Below are 15,591 nucleotides of genomic sequence, written 5' to 3'. Positions count from 1 at the left end.
CAAGGTAAGCATAAACCTTGAAGTGCACTTCAAGGCAAGTTCAATTTTCTCATTTTTATACATTTTCATCAGCAAAGTAGGTTTGTAAAAATTGCGCCACCCCGTCATGATCATTGTCTACTTCAGTCACCGCGTTGGCCGTCTGTTTTGCGGCGGGTGTGCCATTTGCCATGGCGACCCCCACTTTTGCACTGGCTAACATTTCCAAATCATTTTGGGCATCTCCAAAAGTCATCAAATTATCTCGGGTCCAGCCGAAACGTTTTAACAACACATCCAGTGCTGAGCCTTTATCGACACCAGGCTTTAAAAATTCCAAAATCATGGGCTGCGAGCGGACAATATGAAAGTCGTGTTTCAGCTTCTCTGGTAGATTTTGAACAATCTGATCCAAAACGCGCGGTGCTGTACAAATTACCGCTTTACTGTAATCAACGTCAGGGAGCTTGCTAAACGGAATATGTAAGAAATGCATATTACCTCCCAACCGTTTTTCATAACCAGACAACGGCAAATCATTGATGGGGTACACGCCGCTAAAATCTAAAATATCAAGTGGATAGTCATGTGCGGCACAAAACTCATGCAAGCTTGCAAAATGTCCTTTCTGCATGCCGTCTGCCATCAACGGCTGTTTATCTACATTATGAATAACTAACGAGCCATTAAAGTTGACCGAATAATCGTTTTCATTCATTAATCCCAGTTGTGACAACCACGCCCAAATCGCATTAATGGGTCTTCCCGTGCACAAAACAATTTCTTTGCCTTGCTTATGCAATTTTTTTAGAATTCGTGTATTTGCTTCACTAATATGACGTTGCGAATTCAAGAGTGTATTGTCTAAATCTAACGCAATCATTTTAATCATTAAGCTGACCTCCCGCCTTTATCTTTACCGTAAAGACTGCCAAATGCAAAAAAATTTCAGTAAGTTGAAAGAATTTTTAAGATCTGTAGTTTTGGTTTAGAAAGCCTTTACATTATCTACTAACTGTTCCATCATATACCTGTACCCAATAAATTGAAAAGAGGCAATCTGAATGATTACGATTAAAAACAACAAACTTGCAGTTGAAATTGACCAACTTGGCGCCCAAATTACCCACGTGGTGGATGTAAAGGGCCAATTTGATTATATTTGGAATGGAAAAGCTTGGAAACGCCACGCTCCTATTCTATTCCCGGCGATCGGGAAATCTAATGACGATCACTATGTTGTGGACGGTCAAACTTATCCAATGCCTCAACATGGCTTTGCTCGCGATTTACAGTGGGAAAATGTACGTAAGGCCGATGATCAGGTTTTACTTCAGTTAAAATCAAGTCCCAAAACAAAAGAATATTACCCATTTGAATTTACCCTTCAGGTGGAGTATAAACTCGTCGGCAATCAACTGCTGACCAAGTACAGTGTGACAAATAATGACAAGCAGATAATGCCTTATGCCCTAGGTTCTCATCCCGGCTTCAATGTTCCCATCGATGATGACGGCGTCTTTGAGGATTACACCTTGACTTTTGGCCCTCATGCTAAAGAAATTCAAAAATTAGGTATCAATCCGGCACCATTTCGCGATGGTTCCAAGGCACCCTTTAGTGCTTTGGATAACCACAATACTTTGAAATTAAATCACGAGACGTTTGATGACGGCCTGATTATTTTAGATGCTAAAAAGATCGAGACCGTCACGCTCCGTTCTGATCAAACAGCTCATGAAATCAAACTGAACGTCAAACATTTCCCTTACATCACACTTTGGACTATGGAAAACGCCACAGAACCTTACCTGTGCATCGAACCTTTTGCTGGGTTGCCAGATGAAGCTAGTGATCAGCCAACCGACTGGGCAAACAAGAAAGGCAATAATTTTGCGGAACCTGGTGAAACACAGTCATTTGAATACGGCATTGAATTTGCATAGTTCTTGTTTTAACTGGTCTGTACTTAAATCAAGATAATTTCATTTTGCTTCTACTCATGAGATAATAACAGCAGAAAGCAGGTGGCAAAATGACTGATAAAAAACAAACTGATATGCCGGCATGCTTAATAGAACCGACTGGAAAAGACAAGGTCAAACAGGATCGATTAGACCGCATCCATGATGAATTGGTCAACCGCCAGTTAGTCGAGTTAGGCATTCAGCCAAGAAAATTAACTCCCGAAAAAGAGTGATTTTAAACAAAAATACAAAAAGGTGCCTGATCTTCGGGTCTCTGTCAAATTGTATTGGTGGAGATTTTTGAAAAGCATGTTCACTTCGGTGAATGTGCTTTTTTTGTTTACGCATAAATTAAACTGATACGAATGAAAAAGTTATGAATATTTTGAAAACCAAAACAGCTACGCTTTAACACCTTAATTTTACGATTTAGTCCTTCAATAGGACCGTTGGAATACGGATAACGACAACTATTGAGAACAGCAGGACCATTCTTTATTAAAGTTGAGATAGTAATATCCATTTGGTTGCCAGCCGCCTTGTAGTTGGCAATCAAGGTTTTAAATCCAACCGCATCTTTTTGTTGAATGGCTGTTAGAATTCCTTGATAGGTTTGATACACAGTTTTAAATTCTGGAAATTCATCTAAGGCTAGGTCAATGGCGTTCTGTTGGGTCATGTATTCGTTGATACCGTGTAAATAGATAAGTTTAGTATCATTGACCTTTTCTTCTGCCAAATGGAACAAACGCCATTGAGATTTTAGAATGCGATAAACTCGGGAATGCTTATCTTGAAAAGTATGGATCACACGTGTACGTTCGTTATCCAGTGCCCGACCGGCAAGTTGAATAATGTGGAAACGGTCAATGATGGTTATTGCCTTAGGAAATAACCGATGAATAAAGCCAGCATACTCAGCATTCATATCAACGGTGATTGTTTGAACTTTCATACGTTCTTGAACTGAATAGCGAGCTTCAAAGTAATCAATGATATCCTTACTAAGGCGATCCTTAAGAATCACAATGCGGCGATGACTAACGGCATCGCAACAGTTAAAGGACATTAGATGATTACAGGAACGGAATTCATCAAAACAAAGATTTTGGGGGAGTGTTTTAACACGATAAGCTAAGTGAATATTCGCATTTAAAATGCGTTGAACACTACTTGGTGAAATCCCACAAATCTTAGCGATTTCTTTACTGGTCAGCATATCCCGAGCCAGAACAATTACTTGATGTTTCACATTATGCGTAAAAGTTTCATTACGTTTAACGAGGTTAGTTTGAGCACCACAGGTTTTTAAACACCGTTTACATTGATATCTTTGTCGTTTTAGCTGCATCTCATAACGTCCACCTGATAAGGTTCCCAATCTTAGATGGCCAATGTGAGTTCCATTTTTGATTAGAGATTTATGGCCACAATGAGGACATTTTAAAAGTTGATAGGAAAGGATAGCGTGAACGACATGAACGTGTTGCCCATTGGGATAATGTTCCTTAGTAATCTCAGTTACAGTTAAATTAGGGTCTGTTATTTCGAATAGGCTTAGGATAGAATTAGTTAGGGACATTTGTTTTTCCTCTTTTCGATTTTATTAGGCGATTAAATCGTAACACAAAGAGGGCAAATGTCCTTTTTTTTTTCAAAATAAAAACTGGTATCAGTTATTCACCAATACCAGAAAGTGTAGACCCTGATCTTCAGACAACACCTATGAAGCCGAACGATTCGTTCTTTGAATAATCGTTCGGCTTTTGTTGTTCAGCGAAGAAGCTAACCGTTTTCGGCTATTAAAGTTTAAAGTTGAGCGTTTTTTCAGCGTAACCAAAAAATTCTGATATGAAATCATCATACCTCATTTCATATCAGAACTAAGCCTAGTGTTTGCATGCGTACACTGTGCCCCAATCTTCACATTTATTTTTTCAATTTCGTTTGTTTAGCAGCTGCATTAATGGCATAAATTAAAACAACAATTGCAAGGACCATTAACAGTGTTAAGACCAGCAAAGCGTGTTGTGAGCCGAGCGCCGTTAAATGCGCTTCACTGCCCTTTTGCCCCAGTTGACTCGCCCCGATGATGGTTGAGACAATTGATGTTCCGACAGCACCTGCAAATTGTTGAATTGTATTTAAGACAGCATTGCCATCAGCTTGTTGCGCATCCTGCAAAGTTGATAAACCGTTTGTCATGACGTTGCCAAAGATCAACCCGATTCCAAACATGTACCCAATATAGACTACCAAGATCGTACTATTACTAATGTTTAACGCCCAACCGGTAAACACAGCCAACCCTAGGAGAACAATAAAGCTTCCCGTAAGTAAGAGCCGTTTCGGTCCAAAGCGGTCAAAAATCCGCCCTCCAATCGGAGACATCATCGCTCCCAAAGCCGCGCCGGGCAAAACAACCAATCCGGCCACCGTCGAAGAGGCTCCGTTAACCAGCTGCATATAGTTAGGCAAAATAAAGGACATCCCAAGTGAAATCAATTGTAGGGCAAAGAAAACAAACACGTGCGCAGCAAAGGCATGGTTTGTTAACACGCGCAGATCAATCACCGGTTGCGCGATATGTAGACTTCGATAAATCAAACCGCCTAAGCCAACTAAACCAATGACGATTGGTCCAGCCACCGACCAACTGACTAACGACTGGGAACCCATATTACTGAATCCCAAAATAAGGCCGATAAACGCCACTGCAATTAAAAGGATACTCAACGGATCAAACCGAATGGGTTGTGTAGGCTGTTTTTGTTCAATGGTCTTAATACCAGTAAACAGTGAAATTAAAAGCAACGGAATTAAGAGGATAAAAACAAACCGCCACCCTAAACTCGCAACTACGACTCCTCCAAATGTCGGCCCAATAGCGGGTGCAACCGCTGTAATCAGCGTTCCAATTCCCATCATCATCCCAATTTTACTTGTCGGCACCTGATCAATAATAATATTAAACATAAGGGGCAAGGCAATACCGGTCCCACATCCTTGAATAATTCGCCCCAGAAGCAAAAGGGAAAAAGTCGGCGCGATGGTATCTAAGAATAGCCCCGTCAAAAACAACAAATTTGCTGTGATGAAAAGGGTTTTAGTTCTAAATCGCAGTTTTAACGCGGAAGACAAGGGCACAATGATCGCGACGGTCAGCAAATAGCCCGTAGTTAACCATTGCACTACGCTAGTCGTAATGCCAAATTCTTTCATCAAAGTGGGAAAAGTAATATTCATGGCTGTCTCCACAATGACCCCGCTAAAGGACATGAGACCGGTAGCGATCACCGCGGCAATGACTTGGGGACGGATAGATTCATTCTGTTTATTCATAAAAGCTATGCTTCACTTTCCTTTCCGTAATTTTTTCCTGCTTCATCACGCCTCAAAAAGCGCAAGATGGTTTCAAATGTTTGTAACTGTTCTGAACTAAAATTGGCGTCTAATCTTTTCTTTTGGTCGCGCAGGTAACCATCGACAATTTCAACCCATTTTTGTGACTTAGTGGTTAGCTGAATTTGCTTTTGACGCGCATCCGTCGCGGCGACTGTCCGGGTGATTAAATCGTTTTGTTCCATCCGCTGAAGTAAAGTAGTTGCGCTTGAACGCCGAATCATGAATTCTTGTTCAATATCCCGTTGCAGCGCAATCTGCCCCGGTTTACGCGCCAAAAAATCGATCATCGACAACTGAAACGCCGGTTAAGCCGAAACGGGCCGCAAACGCATCTAAACGGCGACTCAAAACATTGGTTGTCTGCTTAACCATTCGTCCATACAAGGGAAATTCTTTTGCCATATTCACTCTCCTTTTTCGTTAGCAAGCTAACGTTTTTAACTTAACCTTTTTCCAATAAATAGTCAAATCTTTTTCCATTGTCTAAAAAAAGCCATTAGTATTCTCAATCAGAAATACTAGTGGCTCTTAGTTTGCAGACCATTATTCTTTTATTTAAGATTTACTTTGGTAACTGGAAATTCTGCTAATTGTGCTTTGATCATCTGCTGATGCAACTGTTCGGCGGTGTCAATTTCATTTTTCTTTTCCGTTGTTAATTTTTTGCCCATGTCTTTAAGCTCCTTTAATCATGATAAACACCTTCGGCCCACTTTTCATTTTCTTCATCAAAGAAGTGTGGGTTGTCTTTTTGCGCCGGATTTGGTTTTGCAATCTGATCAATTTTATCAATCAATTTTTTATTTTCCGGTGTTTCTTTATATTCCGTATTCAAAAAAACGGATATAATATCTTCACAAAGATGCTCACCAACAGTGGCCCCGCCAAACCCGATCACATTTGCGTTGAGTTCTTCTTTCGCATACCGTGCGGTAACCAAATTCGGGGTTAAAGCTGACCGAATACCCTCATTCTTGTCTGCTGCAACTTGGATGCCAATTCCCGTACCGCACAGAACAACACCTAAGTCTGCACGACCGTCAGCAACATCTTCGGCAACCCGTTTGCCATAAATGGGATAGTGTGTGCGAGTAGTGTCATAAGTACCTTCATCAATAACTGTATAGCCTTTTGCTTTCAAAAAATTAGAGAGTTGAATTTTCGTTTGTGTCACAATATGGTCATTGCCAATTGAAATAATCATACAATTACCTCCTACGTGTCAAATTATTAAAGCGGTTCCAAAATGATTTAAATGCGTCCAGCAACAACTGTGCCTCCCAACCGTTTGTCACTTTCGATTTCGGCTTTGTGGGGACCGCTTTTCTCCACATTTCCTTCCGCCTAGTAACGCATGACACGTGATTCACAGCCCGAATCTCGCGTCACGCTAAACTATGCTCGGGAAATCCCGTGGAGAAAAGCGCACTATTCCTTTTAAATCATCTTTTCCAACATATCCAAGCGGACCTGATGCCTTCCTCCCGCGTACGCCGTATCCAAATAATACTGCACAATATTTTCAGCCAATTTCTCACCAACAACGCCGCTCCCAATCGCAATTGCCTTCGCACCATTGTGTTCTGCGGTCATATGCGCCGTATTTTCTTCGACCACGTTTGCCGTAACCATACCTTTTACCTTACTGCTGGCCATCGCCGACCCAACACCATATTCATCAAACATGACCGCCTTATCCGCATTGCCAGCCAAAACTTCCTTGGTTACCGCAAGCGAGCTGTCTACAAAATCTTCGGCCGGTTTTTCGCTCACATCGATGACTTGATAATCATGTGCCAGCAAATATCTCTTAATGTGTTCTTTTAATTCAAAACCATTTTTATCCGATCCAATTGCCACACGCATTGCCTTTACCTCCTTTTATTTTGCAATCTTTGCAAAATACTCAAGCGTCCGTACTAACTGTGCCGTAAACGACATTTCGTTATCATACCAGGCCGCGGTCTTCACAATTTGATCGTCACCCGATGTTGTCACTTCCGTTTGCGTTGCATCAAAAATTGATCCGTGGGTATCCCCAATGACATCGCTGGAAACAATTTCATCCTCGTTGTACGCAAAACTTTCATTGGCTGCTGCCTTCATTGCGGCGTTTACTTCTTCGGCAGTGACTTTCTTATTTAGAACCGTCACTAATTCTGTCAATGACCCGGCTGGCGTCGCAACACGTTGGGCGTGGCCTTGCAATTTTCCATTCAAATCAGGAAGTACCAGTCCAATTGCTTTTGCTGCCCCTGATGTTGTCGGTACTGTATTAATTGCGGCAGAACGGGCACGGCGTAAATTACCTTTGCGATGTGGCCCATCTAACAGCATTTGATCACTTGTGTAACTGTGAATGGTGGTCATTGTCCCAACTCTAATCCCAAATTGTTTATCCAGCACGTTAGCCATTGGCGCGAGGCAATTTGTTGTGCATGATCCTGGTGAGATGACGGTCTCTTTACCGGTCAGTGTTTCGTGATTGACATTATACACAATTGTTTTTACGTCATTTCCACCTGGTGCAGTAATAATAACTTTTTGGGCACCGCCATTGGTGTGAAGATGTTTTTCAGCCTTCTCACGAGTAGCAAAAAATCCGGTTGCTTCGAGGACAATTTCTACGCCAGCGCTTGCCCAATCAATTTTTTCAGGATCTTTCTCTTGGGTAACTTTCACGAATTGCCCGTTCACCAAAAAGCCATCTTTTTGGACTTCAATACTTCCATCGAACTTGCCCTGCGTTGAGTCATATTTCAACAAATGCGCCAACATGGTGGGGTTTGTCAAATCATTAACCTGAACAATTTGCACACCAGAAACATCTTGGGCACGACGAAATGCCAGCCGCCCAATTCTACCAAAACCATTGATACCAACTTTCACAACCATTTTTAGTTGCCTCCTATCAAAAGTTTCATAGTTCACGCTATTTTTATTCGAATAGTTAAAGCTATGTATTGCACGCAACCCACACGCATAACCACAATCTAAGCCTTCGCATGCCACCTCCCTGAGATGCAGAGTGTTTATTTTTGTGGTATAGTTGAGTTGTTTCGGGGTAAAAGTTATATTAGATACACCGTTTATCCCTAATACATACGATAGTACTGTTTAGGAGGAAAGTCAAATGAAAATTTCATCAGGTTGGGAACAATCGATCTACGTTTTGCTCATTTTATCAAAACTGCCTGAGAATAAAGCAATTAATTCACTCGCACTAAGCGAACGTCTGAACGTCTCCCATTCTTATTTAAAAAAGATTATTAAAACGTTAGTAAACGAGGGACTGGTAAAATCTTCTCCTGGTAAATCTGGTGGTTTTTCCCTAGCGACACCGTTAAAAGATATTAATTTTTATAACGTCTTTGTCGCCATTGAGGGGCGTGGCCGGGTCTTTGCCAGTCAACACATCCTCGCGAACGTCTTAGACATTAGTAAAGCGGAAGTGGAAAACTGTGCCGTCTCACAAGCTATGGATCACATTGAAGATACTTTGAAGTCAACCATGACTGCAATTACGCTCGATTCTATGTTGAGACAATTAGAAGAAGCTAATGATTTTTCTGATCTAGACAACTGGATCAAAGCCCACGTTTAAACAAAAAAGACCACCTTTGAGGGGGATCTTGAGTCTGGATTAATATTCCGTCCCCAAATTCCTTCAAAGGTGGTCTTTATACTTTTTTTAAAAAATTAACTAAGCTCTTGTAATTGGAAATTCAGCTAACTGCTCCTTGATCATTTGTTGTTGCACAACTTCGGTCTCGTCAATTTCCTTTTTTTCTTCTTTGGTTAATGTTTTCTTTTCTGTAGCAGCCATTTCTCGTTACCTCTTTTAGTTTTGAATTGGCTTAATGTCGATTAACTTTCCTTTGACACCAGGTAGAATGCCCTGTGCAATTTTATCCGTTCTGCTGGCATGTGCCATTTGGAACTTATTTTGTTTGACAATCATCTTGTTCGTGGCTTTAAATCCTGCTGGCAGCGGTTGATTGGTGCCTTGTAGAACCATTACGATGACTTTAAATCCGCTTTCGTCAACCTTGCAAGGACTGTAGTGTAAAGTATCACTGTACATCTCAAACACCGTACCGGCGGGCACAAAGAACAATTTAGCATGTGTTTCAGCGTCGTATTCATAGTCATGAATATCGCGGCGTTTGCCTAACACCATCACCACATCGGTAAATGCAATATTGACTTCACTTCCTTGATGAAATTCAATCGCAGAAAATGAGGTGCTCTGACCCACACATGGACCTGCTGAAATCGGCATTCCCGCATAAACATCAGCAGCAATTTGTTGGATGGTTGCATCTTTTTCTAGCGTCTCATCATCAGGGACATAGTCATTGTGATCCGTGGGGATTTCAATGTGTGAATCCATATAAGCCGTTACCTTACTTAAATCATATTGTTTGTAAACCAGCCCAAAGTCTGCAAACGCCTCGCTATTCACATCATAAATGGTCTTGTCCGGATTAGCTTTTCGAATCTCGTCGAGTTTACTCATAAATTATCTCCGTTTTAGTTTGTGATTAAAATAAAAATTCCACCAAATTTCAAAATAACCAGCAGCGCAGCCAGAATTTTAAAGTACTGTAAGCACTCTTATTTCTGCTGCAAAGCCCGTTTCCAATTCGAAATTCAGTGGAATTTTCTGTACTTTGGGCTTCTCATGCCCCGATTAAATAACTAATTTTTTAAATTATTTTTCAACCTTGTCATACCAAGAACTTGCTGTTGAGAACAACACCTTGTTCAAAGATTCGATGTTTTCACGGCCTTCTGATTGTAACCATTTACGACCTGCTTCTTCGCTTTCACCGGCAAATGGTTCTACAGAATGACGCCATGTAGCACGGCCACAAAGGACACCATTGAAAGTTGAGCCTGCTTCTTTAGCAAACTTCAATTCGTCTTGGAATAATTCTGCTGAAACCCCAGCACTCAAGAAGATGAATGGTAAGTTAGTGGCATCACTTTGTTCTTTGTAATACTTCAAAGCTTCGTCACGGGTATAAACGACGTCAGCTGAATCCTTAGCAAAACCTTCTACATATGCTTGGTTAACTGGAACTTCCAGCTTCAATACGTCAACACCGTATTGAGGTTTGGAGAATTCTTTTGTCATTTCGATAACTTTGTGTGGTTTTACCTTAGCATATTCCTTACCTGTCGCGTCATCGTTATTAGCATCGTATGAAACTAATTCCAAGAATAAAGGCATGTCTTCGCCCTTGCATTCGCTACCTAAACGCTCAATAAAGACTTGCTTGCGATGATTAATGTCGCCGCCTTCATCTGCATCATAGTAAAGTAAGAACTTGATGGCATCTGCGCCCTGTTCCTTCAAACGACGTACTGACCAATCATCCAAAATGTCTGGGAAACGACCAGGTTCAGTAGCATCATAGCCTGTACGTTCGTAAGCCAATAGCAAACCTGCACCATCAGCACGTACTTTAGAAGCTGGTAAACCATATTGTGGATCAAGCAGAATTCCTGTTGAATATGGTGTTAATTCACTGGAAACAGCCACTTTGAAATCTTCAATTTCTTTTTGGCCAGCCTCTTTACCACTAGCAGCACCGATCATCTTTTTGAGTGAGCCACGTTGGTCAATGGCTAAAGCATCAATAATACCATCTTTGTTTGATAAAGCTTTGATTCCTTTTTCCTTACCTGGTGTTAATTTCAACATAAAATGATTACCCCTTTTGTTTTTCATGATTTCTCATGATTTATTTCAATAACGCTTACATTATAAGGCGGCTGTCAAAAATTGACAACTAGTCGTGATAAACGCCCTCTGCCCACTTTTCATTTTCTTCATCAAAGAAGTGTGGGTTGTCTTTTTGTTCTGGATTTGGTGTCGCAATGTTATCGATTTTATCGATTAACTTCTTATTTTCTGGTGTTTCTTTGTATTCTGAATCTAAGAATACGGAGATGATGTCTTCGCAAAGATGTTCTCCAACTGTTGCACCACCAAAACCAATGATATTGGCATTGAGTTCTTCTTTAGCGTAACGTGCGGCAACGAGGTTAGATACTAGCGCTGCCCGAACCCCTTCGTTCTTATCGGCAGCGGTACTGATCCCAATTCCTGTTCCACAAAGGACAACACCTAAGTCAGCACGGCCGTCAGCAACATCTTCAGCAACCCGTTTCCCATAAATTGGGTAGTGGGTCCGTGTCGTATCATAAGTTCCTTCATCAATAACAGTATGGCCCTGAGCCTTTAAAAAGTTTGAAAGTTGAATTTTAACATCTGTAACAATGTGATCATTACCAATCGAAATAATCATTACAATTCCTCCCTGAAATTAGAGTTTCTATTTAAAACGGTTTCATAATCTAGCAAAAAAATATTAAGTTTCTCTCATGCCTGAGATGGTTCCGAGACACCTTTCTAGATCATCTTGTTTAACATGTCCAAACGAACTTGGTGACGGCCACCAGCATATTCTGTATCCAAATAATACTGAACGATATTATAAGCAAGTTTTTCACCAACGACACCACTACCGATGGCAATTGCCTTGGCACCGTTGTGCATCGCAGTCATATGTGCTGTGTTCTCTTCAACAACGTTAGCCGTAACCATGCCTTTAACTTTGTTACTTGCCATTGCCGAACCAACACCGTATTCATCGAACATAACTGCTTTGTCCACATTACCGTCTAAAACCTCTTTAGTCACTGCTAGAGAAGAATCAACAAAATCTTCGGCAGGCTTTTCACTAACATCCACAACTTCATAGTCATGATCCAATAAGTACTTTTTAACCTGTTCCTTCAAATTAAAACCTTGTTTGTCTGAGCCAATTACGACTTTCATGCAAATCTCTCCTTTGTTTTATTAGCTGTACCTGCGTAAACGCGGGTATACTTTTGATATTTTTTTAAAAGCTGCTGATCAATTGCTTGATCGGTAATTAAGCCATCACATTTATCTAGTTGATAGAATGTATAGAAATCATTGCGATCTAATTTGGAATGATCGGCAACCACGTACTTTAACTGCGCCTGATCAAGGGCAATATTTTGCGTTTGCCCTTCATCCGCATTGGCATTCATAATGCTGGCCCCATTGATCCCGTTTACGCCAACAAAGGCTTTGTGCATTTTAATGTTTTTCAACAACTCATTAGCCAAACTTCCAATAAAGGCACCACTACGCTCACGATACGTTCCACCAACTAGGCACAACTCATAATCACTGTGATCATCTCGAAAACGTTCAAAAACAGGTAAACTATTCGTCACAATTCGCAAGTTAGCCAGCTTCAAATACTTAGAAACTAGCTCGTTTGTCGTTCCGGGCCCCAGAAAAACCGTTTCGTTCTCTTCAATCATGCCAGCAACTTGCGCTGCAATATTGCTTTTTTCCATAATGTTCAACTTGCGCTTCTGTATATAGGAAGCTTCCCGTTGATCTGGCTGATGAATGCTCTGGGCACCGCCATGAATACGAACAATGCGGTGTTCTTTTTCGAGTTCATCCAAATCACGACGAATTGTCATAGAAGAAACGTTTAAATCTTCAACTAATTCTTGGACGGTCACAACGCCTGATTGATTGACTGTGCTTAAAATGGTAGCAACTCGTTCATTTTTCAGCATTGACCTCCCTCCTTTTTATTAATTTGGGAACAAAAATGTTTGTTTTTGTTTATTTATGTTTCGATTTATAGAATAGACGAACATTCGCCAAAAGTCAATACCCACGGCTTAATTTTTATTTTATAAATTTTTGTTGACATTTGAAAGCGCTGTTATATAACAAATTTGTAAACGATATCAAACAAAAGTGAACATTATTTCACATTTGTGATTGAGGTGGTGAATTTTATGTCAGATAAGATAGCTGAGACTTCTCTTTTTGATAGAAATACAGTCTACGTGAGTGATGCAACTTCACGGGCTGACGTTTTTAAGACAGTTGCCGAAGATCTTTATAAGAAGGGTCATGTAACTGAGGATTTCTTAAAGAATCTAAACGAACGAGAAGATAAGTACCCGACCGGAATTGATTTGTCTGTGGTATCTCCTGAATACCCGAACGTCGCAATTCCGCATACGGAAGCTGAGTTTGTTAAAGAACGTAAAGTGGTGCCAATTAAATTGAAGCACCCCATTGCTTTCAATAACATGATTGATCCAAGTCAAAAATTAGAAGTTAGCTTCTTATTTATGATCCTGAATAACGATCCAGAAGGACAATCAAATGTTTTAGCGCAAATTATGGATTTCATTAACAAAACTCCTCAAAACCAGCTCTTAACATTCTTTAAGAGTACATCGGAGGATGCGATTTATTCATTTTTGGAATCCAAATTCTAGGTATTGTTTCATTAATTAATTTTGGTAATAAATTTTAAAAAAATTTCCTAAGGAGGAATTTATTATGATTAAGATGTTAACTGCTTGTGGTGCTGGTGTTAATTCAAGCCATCAGATTAAGGATGCTGTGGAAGCAGAAATGAAGAAACGTGGCTACCAAGTCAACGTTGAAGCTATCCAAATTAAGGACCTTAACCCAGAAACAATGAAGGGTGTTCAAATCTTCTTACCTATTAACAAACCAGATTTGAGCTTTGAGGTTACAGTTCCTGAAATTGACGCTGGTGCGATCCTCTACCGGATGCCTGCAATGGCTGCTCCAGTATACGACAAGATTGAAGATGCCATTAAAAAGAATCATTTAAGTTAATACGCTTTGAAGAGGTCTCCTCTTCTGCTACATATTACAAAATGACAGCTTCACCTAAACTTTGGTAACAAAATTTAATAAACTCAAAAGGAGTGAACAAAATGCAGACCATTATTCATTTTGCCAACGTGGTCTTCAAACCAATCATTGATTTGGGAGCCGCGCCTGTTATGTTAATTGTTCTAACCTTGATTGCCTGGGCCTTGGGAGTTAAATTCTTCCGAGCCCTCGAAGGTGGTATTCGATTAGCGATCGCTTTGACTGGTATTAGTGCTATTATTAATATTCTTACTACAACTTACCAACCAGCCTTAGCAGCGTTCGTTAAATCGACTGGGATCCAACTTTCCATTACCGATGTTGGTTGGGCACCATTAGCAACGATCACTTGGGGTTCTCCATATACCCTATTCTTCTTACTGTTAATGGTACTTTTAAACGTCGGAATGTTGTTCCTCAAATGGACCAACACGCTAGATGTTGATATTTTCGATATTTGGCACATTTCCTTCACGGCTTTGATGGCCATTTACTTTGGAGCTAACTTCTGGGTAGCTACATTGTTAGTTCTCTTGATTGGTGCTTTGAAGATTGTCAACTCAGATTTAATGAAACCAACTTTCAACGATTTGCTTGGCAATCAAGATAACCCAATGACCACAACTCACTTGAACTACATGATGAATCCTGTCATCATGGTGCTCAACAAGATTTACGATTTATTGTTCCGTTGGTTAGACCGTTTTGATTTTGATTCCGCAAAACTAAATGAAAAAATTGGGTTCTGGGGAAGCAACTTCGCTATTGGTTGCTACTTAGGTATTTTCATCGGTTTAGTTGGTCAACAAGGTGTTGAATCAATCTTCACATTGTCCTTTACCGGTGGTGTCTGCTTGCAGTTATTCTCCCTTATTGGTTCTTGGTTCATCAAAGCTGTTGAACCATTATCACAAGGTGTTACTGACTTAGCTAACAAACACTTAAAAGGACGTAAGTTAAATATCGGACTTGACTGGCCATTTATCGCTGGTCGTTCCGAAATGTGGGCAGCTGCTAATGTTTTAGCTCCTATCCTGTTACTCGAATCACTTGTTCTCCCTGGCAACCATATTCTTCCTTTAGGCGGAATCATTGCTATGGGTGTTACACCAGCTTTGTTAGTTGTTACTCGTGGACGTATCATTCGTATGATCGTTATCGGTGCCGTTGAACTCCCTATCTTCCTTTGGGCCGGCACATTAAGTGCACCATTCATCACATCCGTTGCTAAACAAGTTGGGGCATTCCCTTCAGGTGTTAAGAGCGGAACAATGATTGCTGAATCTACTAAGGAAGGTCCTATCGAACAATTCTTAGCTTACGCAGTTGGTAAATCATCTACTGGTGAAATTAAATTTGTTCTTTACGCTGTTATCGGTCTTGCTGCATACTGCTTAGTATTCTGGTGGTACGCACGTCAAATGAAGAAACGTAACGCTATCTACGCTAAAGAACTCGCAGATAACGAAAACTAGA

At 40.5% G+C, this 15,591-nt stretch carries 20 protein-coding genes; 6 read left to right on the top strand and 14 right to left on the bottom strand.

All coding sequences use genetic code 11. From position 1 onward, the window contains the following. Nucleotides 1-55 precede the first annotated feature (55 nt). Nucleotides 56-871: a Cof-type HAD-IIB family hydrolase gene (locus tag ACLJJ6_RS02145; protein ID WP_412989822.1), complete on the bottom strand. Its 816-nt coding sequence runs from the start codon at nt 869-871 to the stop codon at nt 56-58. A 172-nt stretch (nt 872-1,043) separates the two neighbouring features. Here ACLJJ6_RS02145 and ACLJJ6_RS02140 point away from each other — a divergent pair, with 172 nt between their 5' ends. Both ACLJJ6_RS02140 and ACLJJ6_RS02135 read left to right on the top strand, forming a co-directional pair. Beyond that, on the top strand, nt 1,044-1,925 hold the full coding sequence (locus tag ACLJJ6_RS02140) for an aldose 1-epimerase family protein (protein WP_412989821.1): 882 nt from the start codon (nt 1,044-1,046) through the stop codon (nt 1,923-1,925). 89 nt (nt 1,926-2,014) lie between these two features. Then, nucleotides 2,015-2,179 carry a hypothetical protein gene (locus tag ACLJJ6_RS02135; RefSeq protein ID WP_412989820.1) on the top strand — a complete coding sequence of 55 codons (165 nt, stop codon included), beginning with the start codon at nt 2,015-2,017 and terminating at the stop codon, nt 2,177-2,179. Between the two features lie 107 nt (nt 2,180-2,286). Here the strand turns inward: ACLJJ6_RS02135 and ACLJJ6_RS02130 are convergent, their stop codons facing one another. The 7 genes from ACLJJ6_RS02130 to gap all read right to left on the bottom strand — a co-directional run bounded on the left by ACLJJ6_RS02130 (nt 2,287) and on the right by gap (nt 8,246). Then, entirely contained in the window at nt 2,287-3,528 is a 1,242-nt protein-coding gene (locus ACLJJ6_RS02130) for an ISL3 family transposase (protein ID WP_412988180.1), read from the bottom strand. A gap of 347 nt (nt 3,529-3,875) precedes the next feature. Next, a complete protein-coding gene (locus tag ACLJJ6_RS02125) occupies nt 3,876-5,288 on the bottom strand; it encodes a DHA2 family efflux MFS transporter permease subunit (protein WP_412989819.1) in 1,413 nt (470 codons plus the stop codon). 5 nt (nt 5,289-5,293) lie between these two features. Next, on the bottom strand, nt 5,294-5,626 hold the full coding sequence (locus ACLJJ6_RS02120) for a MarR family winged helix-turn-helix transcriptional regulator (protein WP_412989818.1): 333 nt from the start codon (nt 5,624-5,626) through the stop codon (nt 5,294-5,296). Beyond that, entirely contained in the window at nt 5,616-5,753 is a 138-nt protein-coding gene (locus tag ACLJJ6_RS02115) for a hypothetical protein (RefSeq protein WP_412989817.1), read from the bottom strand. Before ACLJJ6_RS02115 ends, ACLJJ6_RS02120 begins: the two co-directional genes overlap by 11 nt. A gap of 283 nt (nt 5,754-6,036) precedes the next feature. Then, nucleotides 6,037-6,555 carry a galactose-6-phosphate isomerase subunit LacB gene (lacB, locus tag ACLJJ6_RS02110; RefSeq protein WP_412989816.1) on the bottom strand — a complete coding sequence of 173 codons (519 nt, stop codon included), beginning with the start codon at nt 6,553-6,555 and terminating at the stop codon, nt 6,037-6,039. Between the two features lie 233 nt (nt 6,556-6,788). Continuing rightward, nucleotides 6,789-7,217 carry a galactose-6-phosphate isomerase subunit LacA gene (gene lacA / locus ACLJJ6_RS02105; RefSeq protein WP_412989815.1) on the bottom strand — a complete coding sequence of 143 codons (429 nt, stop codon included), beginning with the start codon at nt 7,215-7,217 and terminating at the stop codon, nt 6,789-6,791. A 15-nt stretch (nt 7,218-7,232) separates the two neighbouring features. Next, nucleotides 7,233-8,246: a type I glyceraldehyde-3-phosphate dehydrogenase gene (gene gap, locus ACLJJ6_RS02100; RefSeq protein WP_412989814.1), complete on the bottom strand. Its 1,014-nt coding sequence runs from the start codon at nt 8,244-8,246 to the stop codon at nt 7,233-7,235. A 238-nt stretch (nt 8,247-8,484) separates the two neighbouring features. Here gap and ACLJJ6_RS02095 point away from each other — a divergent pair, with 238 nt between their 5' ends. After that, a complete protein-coding gene (locus ACLJJ6_RS02095) occupies nt 8,485-8,955 on the top strand; it encodes an RrF2 family transcriptional regulator (RefSeq protein ID WP_412989813.1) in 471 nt (156 codons plus the stop codon). Nucleotides 8,956-9,054: 99 nt separating this feature from the next. Here the strand turns inward: ACLJJ6_RS02095 and ACLJJ6_RS02090 are convergent, their stop codons facing one another. From ACLJJ6_RS02090 to ACLJJ6_RS02065, 6 genes are all read right to left on the bottom strand, one after another. Continuing rightward, complete coding sequence (locus ACLJJ6_RS02090; RefSeq protein ID WP_412989812.1) at nt 9,055-9,177, bottom strand: hypothetical protein; 123 nt, start codon at nt 9,175-9,177, stop codon at nt 9,055-9,057. Nucleotides 9,178-9,192: 15 nt separating this feature from the next. Then, a complete protein-coding gene (locus ACLJJ6_RS02085; protein WP_412989811.1) occupies nt 9,193-9,870 on the bottom strand; it encodes a DUF4867 family protein in 678 nt (225 codons plus the stop codon). A gap of 195 nt (nt 9,871-10,065) precedes the next feature. Beyond that, entirely contained in the window at nt 10,066-11,061 is a 996-nt protein-coding gene (gene lacD, locus ACLJJ6_RS02080) for a tagatose-bisphosphate aldolase (protein ID WP_412989810.1), read from the bottom strand. Between the two features lie 88 nt (nt 11,062-11,149). Beyond that, on the bottom strand, nt 11,150-11,668 hold the full coding sequence (lacB, locus tag ACLJJ6_RS02075; RefSeq protein ID WP_412989809.1) for a galactose-6-phosphate isomerase subunit LacB: 519 nt from the start codon (nt 11,666-11,668) through the stop codon (nt 11,150-11,152). 104 nt (nt 11,669-11,772) lie between these two features. Then, entirely contained in the window at nt 11,773-12,201 is a 429-nt protein-coding gene (lacA, locus tag ACLJJ6_RS02070; RefSeq protein WP_412989808.1) for a galactose-6-phosphate isomerase subunit LacA, read from the bottom strand. Beyond that, nucleotides 12,198-12,986, bottom strand: a complete 789-nt coding sequence (locus ACLJJ6_RS02065) for a DeoR/GlpR family DNA-binding transcription regulator (RefSeq protein WP_412989807.1) — start codon at nt 12,984-12,986, stop codon at nt 12,198-12,200. The genes lacA (ACLJJ6_RS02070) and ACLJJ6_RS02065 overlap by 4 nt, the downstream gene beginning before the upstream one ends. Nucleotides 12,987-13,214: 228 nt before the next feature. Between ACLJJ6_RS02065 and ACLJJ6_RS02060 the strand changes: the two genes are divergently transcribed. The 3 genes from ACLJJ6_RS02060 to ACLJJ6_RS02050 all read left to right on the top strand — a co-directional run bounded on the left by ACLJJ6_RS02060 (nt 13,215) and on the right by ACLJJ6_RS02050 (nt 15,590). Beyond that, nucleotides 13,215-13,706 carry a PTS sugar transporter subunit IIA gene (locus tag ACLJJ6_RS02060; RefSeq protein ID WP_412989806.1) on the top strand — a complete coding sequence of 164 codons (492 nt, stop codon included), beginning with the start codon at nt 13,215-13,217 and terminating at the stop codon, nt 13,704-13,706. A 64-nt stretch (nt 13,707-13,770) separates the two neighbouring features. After that, on the top strand, nt 13,771-14,076 hold the full coding sequence (locus ACLJJ6_RS02055; protein ID WP_412989805.1) for a PTS fructose transporter subunit IIB: 306 nt from the start codon (nt 13,771-13,773) through the stop codon (nt 14,074-14,076). A gap of 101 nt (nt 14,077-14,177) precedes the next feature. After that, a complete protein-coding gene (locus ACLJJ6_RS02050; protein WP_412989804.1) occupies nt 14,178-15,590 on the top strand; it encodes a PTS galactitol transporter subunit IIC in 1,413 nt (470 codons plus the stop codon). The last annotated feature ends 1 nt before the right edge of the window (nt 15,591 follow it).

The organism is Pediococcus siamensis (assembly GCF_047220215.1).
GTDB lineage: Bacteria > Bacillota > Bacilli > Lactobacillales > Lactobacillaceae > Pediococcus > Pediococcus siamensis.
Note: the sequence above shows the minus strand (reverse complement) of the source record. Positions and strands in the feature narration are given on the sequence as shown.

Coding starts and splice junctions, on each gene's coding strand:
- ACLJJ6_RS02085 (WP_412989811.1), bottom strand. CDS start 9,870: ATGAGTAAACTCGACGAGATTCGAAAAGCTAATCCGGACAAGACCATT.
- lacB (WP_412989816.1), bottom strand. CDS start 6,555: ATGATTATTTCAATTGGCAATGACCATATTGTGACACAAACGAAAATT.
- ACLJJ6_RS02125 (WP_412989819.1), bottom strand. CDS start 5,288: ATGAATAAACAGAATGAATCTATCCGTCCCCAAGTCATTGCCGCGGTG.
- ACLJJ6_RS02060 (WP_412989806.1), top strand. CDS start 13,215: ATGTCAGATAAGATAGCTGAGACTTCTCTTTTTGATAGAAATACAGTC.
- lacB (WP_412989809.1), bottom strand. CDS start 11,668: ATGATTATTTCGATTGGTAATGATCACATTGTTACAGATGTTAAAATT.
- ACLJJ6_RS02115 (WP_412989817.1), bottom strand. CDS start 5,753: ATGGCAAAAGAATTTCCCTTGTATGGACGAATGGTTAAGCAGACAACC.
- ACLJJ6_RS02130 (WP_412988180.1), bottom strand. CDS start 3,528: ATGTCCCTAACTAATTCTATCCTAAGCCTATTCGAAATAACAGACCCT.
- ACLJJ6_RS02050 (WP_412989804.1), top strand. CDS start 14,178: ATGCAGACCATTATTCATTTTGCCAACGTGGTCTTCAAACCAATCATT.
- lacA (WP_412989815.1), bottom strand. CDS start 7,217: ATGCGTGTGGCAATTGGATCGGATAAAAATGGTTTTGAATTAAAAGAA.
- gap (WP_412989814.1), bottom strand. CDS start 8,246: ATGGTTGTGAAAGTTGGTATCAATGGTTTTGGTAGAATTGGGCGGCTG.
- ACLJJ6_RS02140 (WP_412989821.1), top strand. CDS start 1,044: ATGATTACGATTAAAAACAACAAACTTGCAGTTGAAATTGACCAACTT.
- ACLJJ6_RS02065 (WP_412989807.1), bottom strand. CDS start 12,986: ATGCTGAAAAATGAACGAGTTGCTACCATTTTAAGCACAGTCAATCAA.
- lacA (WP_412989808.1), bottom strand. CDS start 12,201: ATGAAAGTCGTAATTGGCTCAGACAAACAAGGTTTTAATTTGAAGGAA.
- lacD (WP_412989810.1), bottom strand. CDS start 11,061: ATGTTGAAATTAACACCAGGTAAGGAAAAAGGAATCAAAGCTTTATCA.
- ACLJJ6_RS02055 (WP_412989805.1), top strand. CDS start 13,771: ATGATTAAGATGTTAACTGCTTGTGGTGCTGGTGTTAATTCAAGCCAT.
- ACLJJ6_RS02090 (WP_412989812.1), bottom strand. CDS start 9,177: ATGGCTGCTACAGAAAAGAAAACATTAACCAAAGAAGAAAAAAAGGAA.
- ACLJJ6_RS02135 (WP_412989820.1), top strand. CDS start 2,015: ATGACTGATAAAAAACAAACTGATATGCCGGCATGCTTAATAGAACCG.
- ACLJJ6_RS02095 (WP_412989813.1), top strand. CDS start 8,485: ATGAAAATTTCATCAGGTTGGGAACAATCGATCTACGTTTTGCTCATT.
- ACLJJ6_RS02145 (WP_412989822.1), bottom strand. CDS start 871: ATGATTAAAATGATTGCGTTAGATTTAGACAATACACTCTTGAATTCG.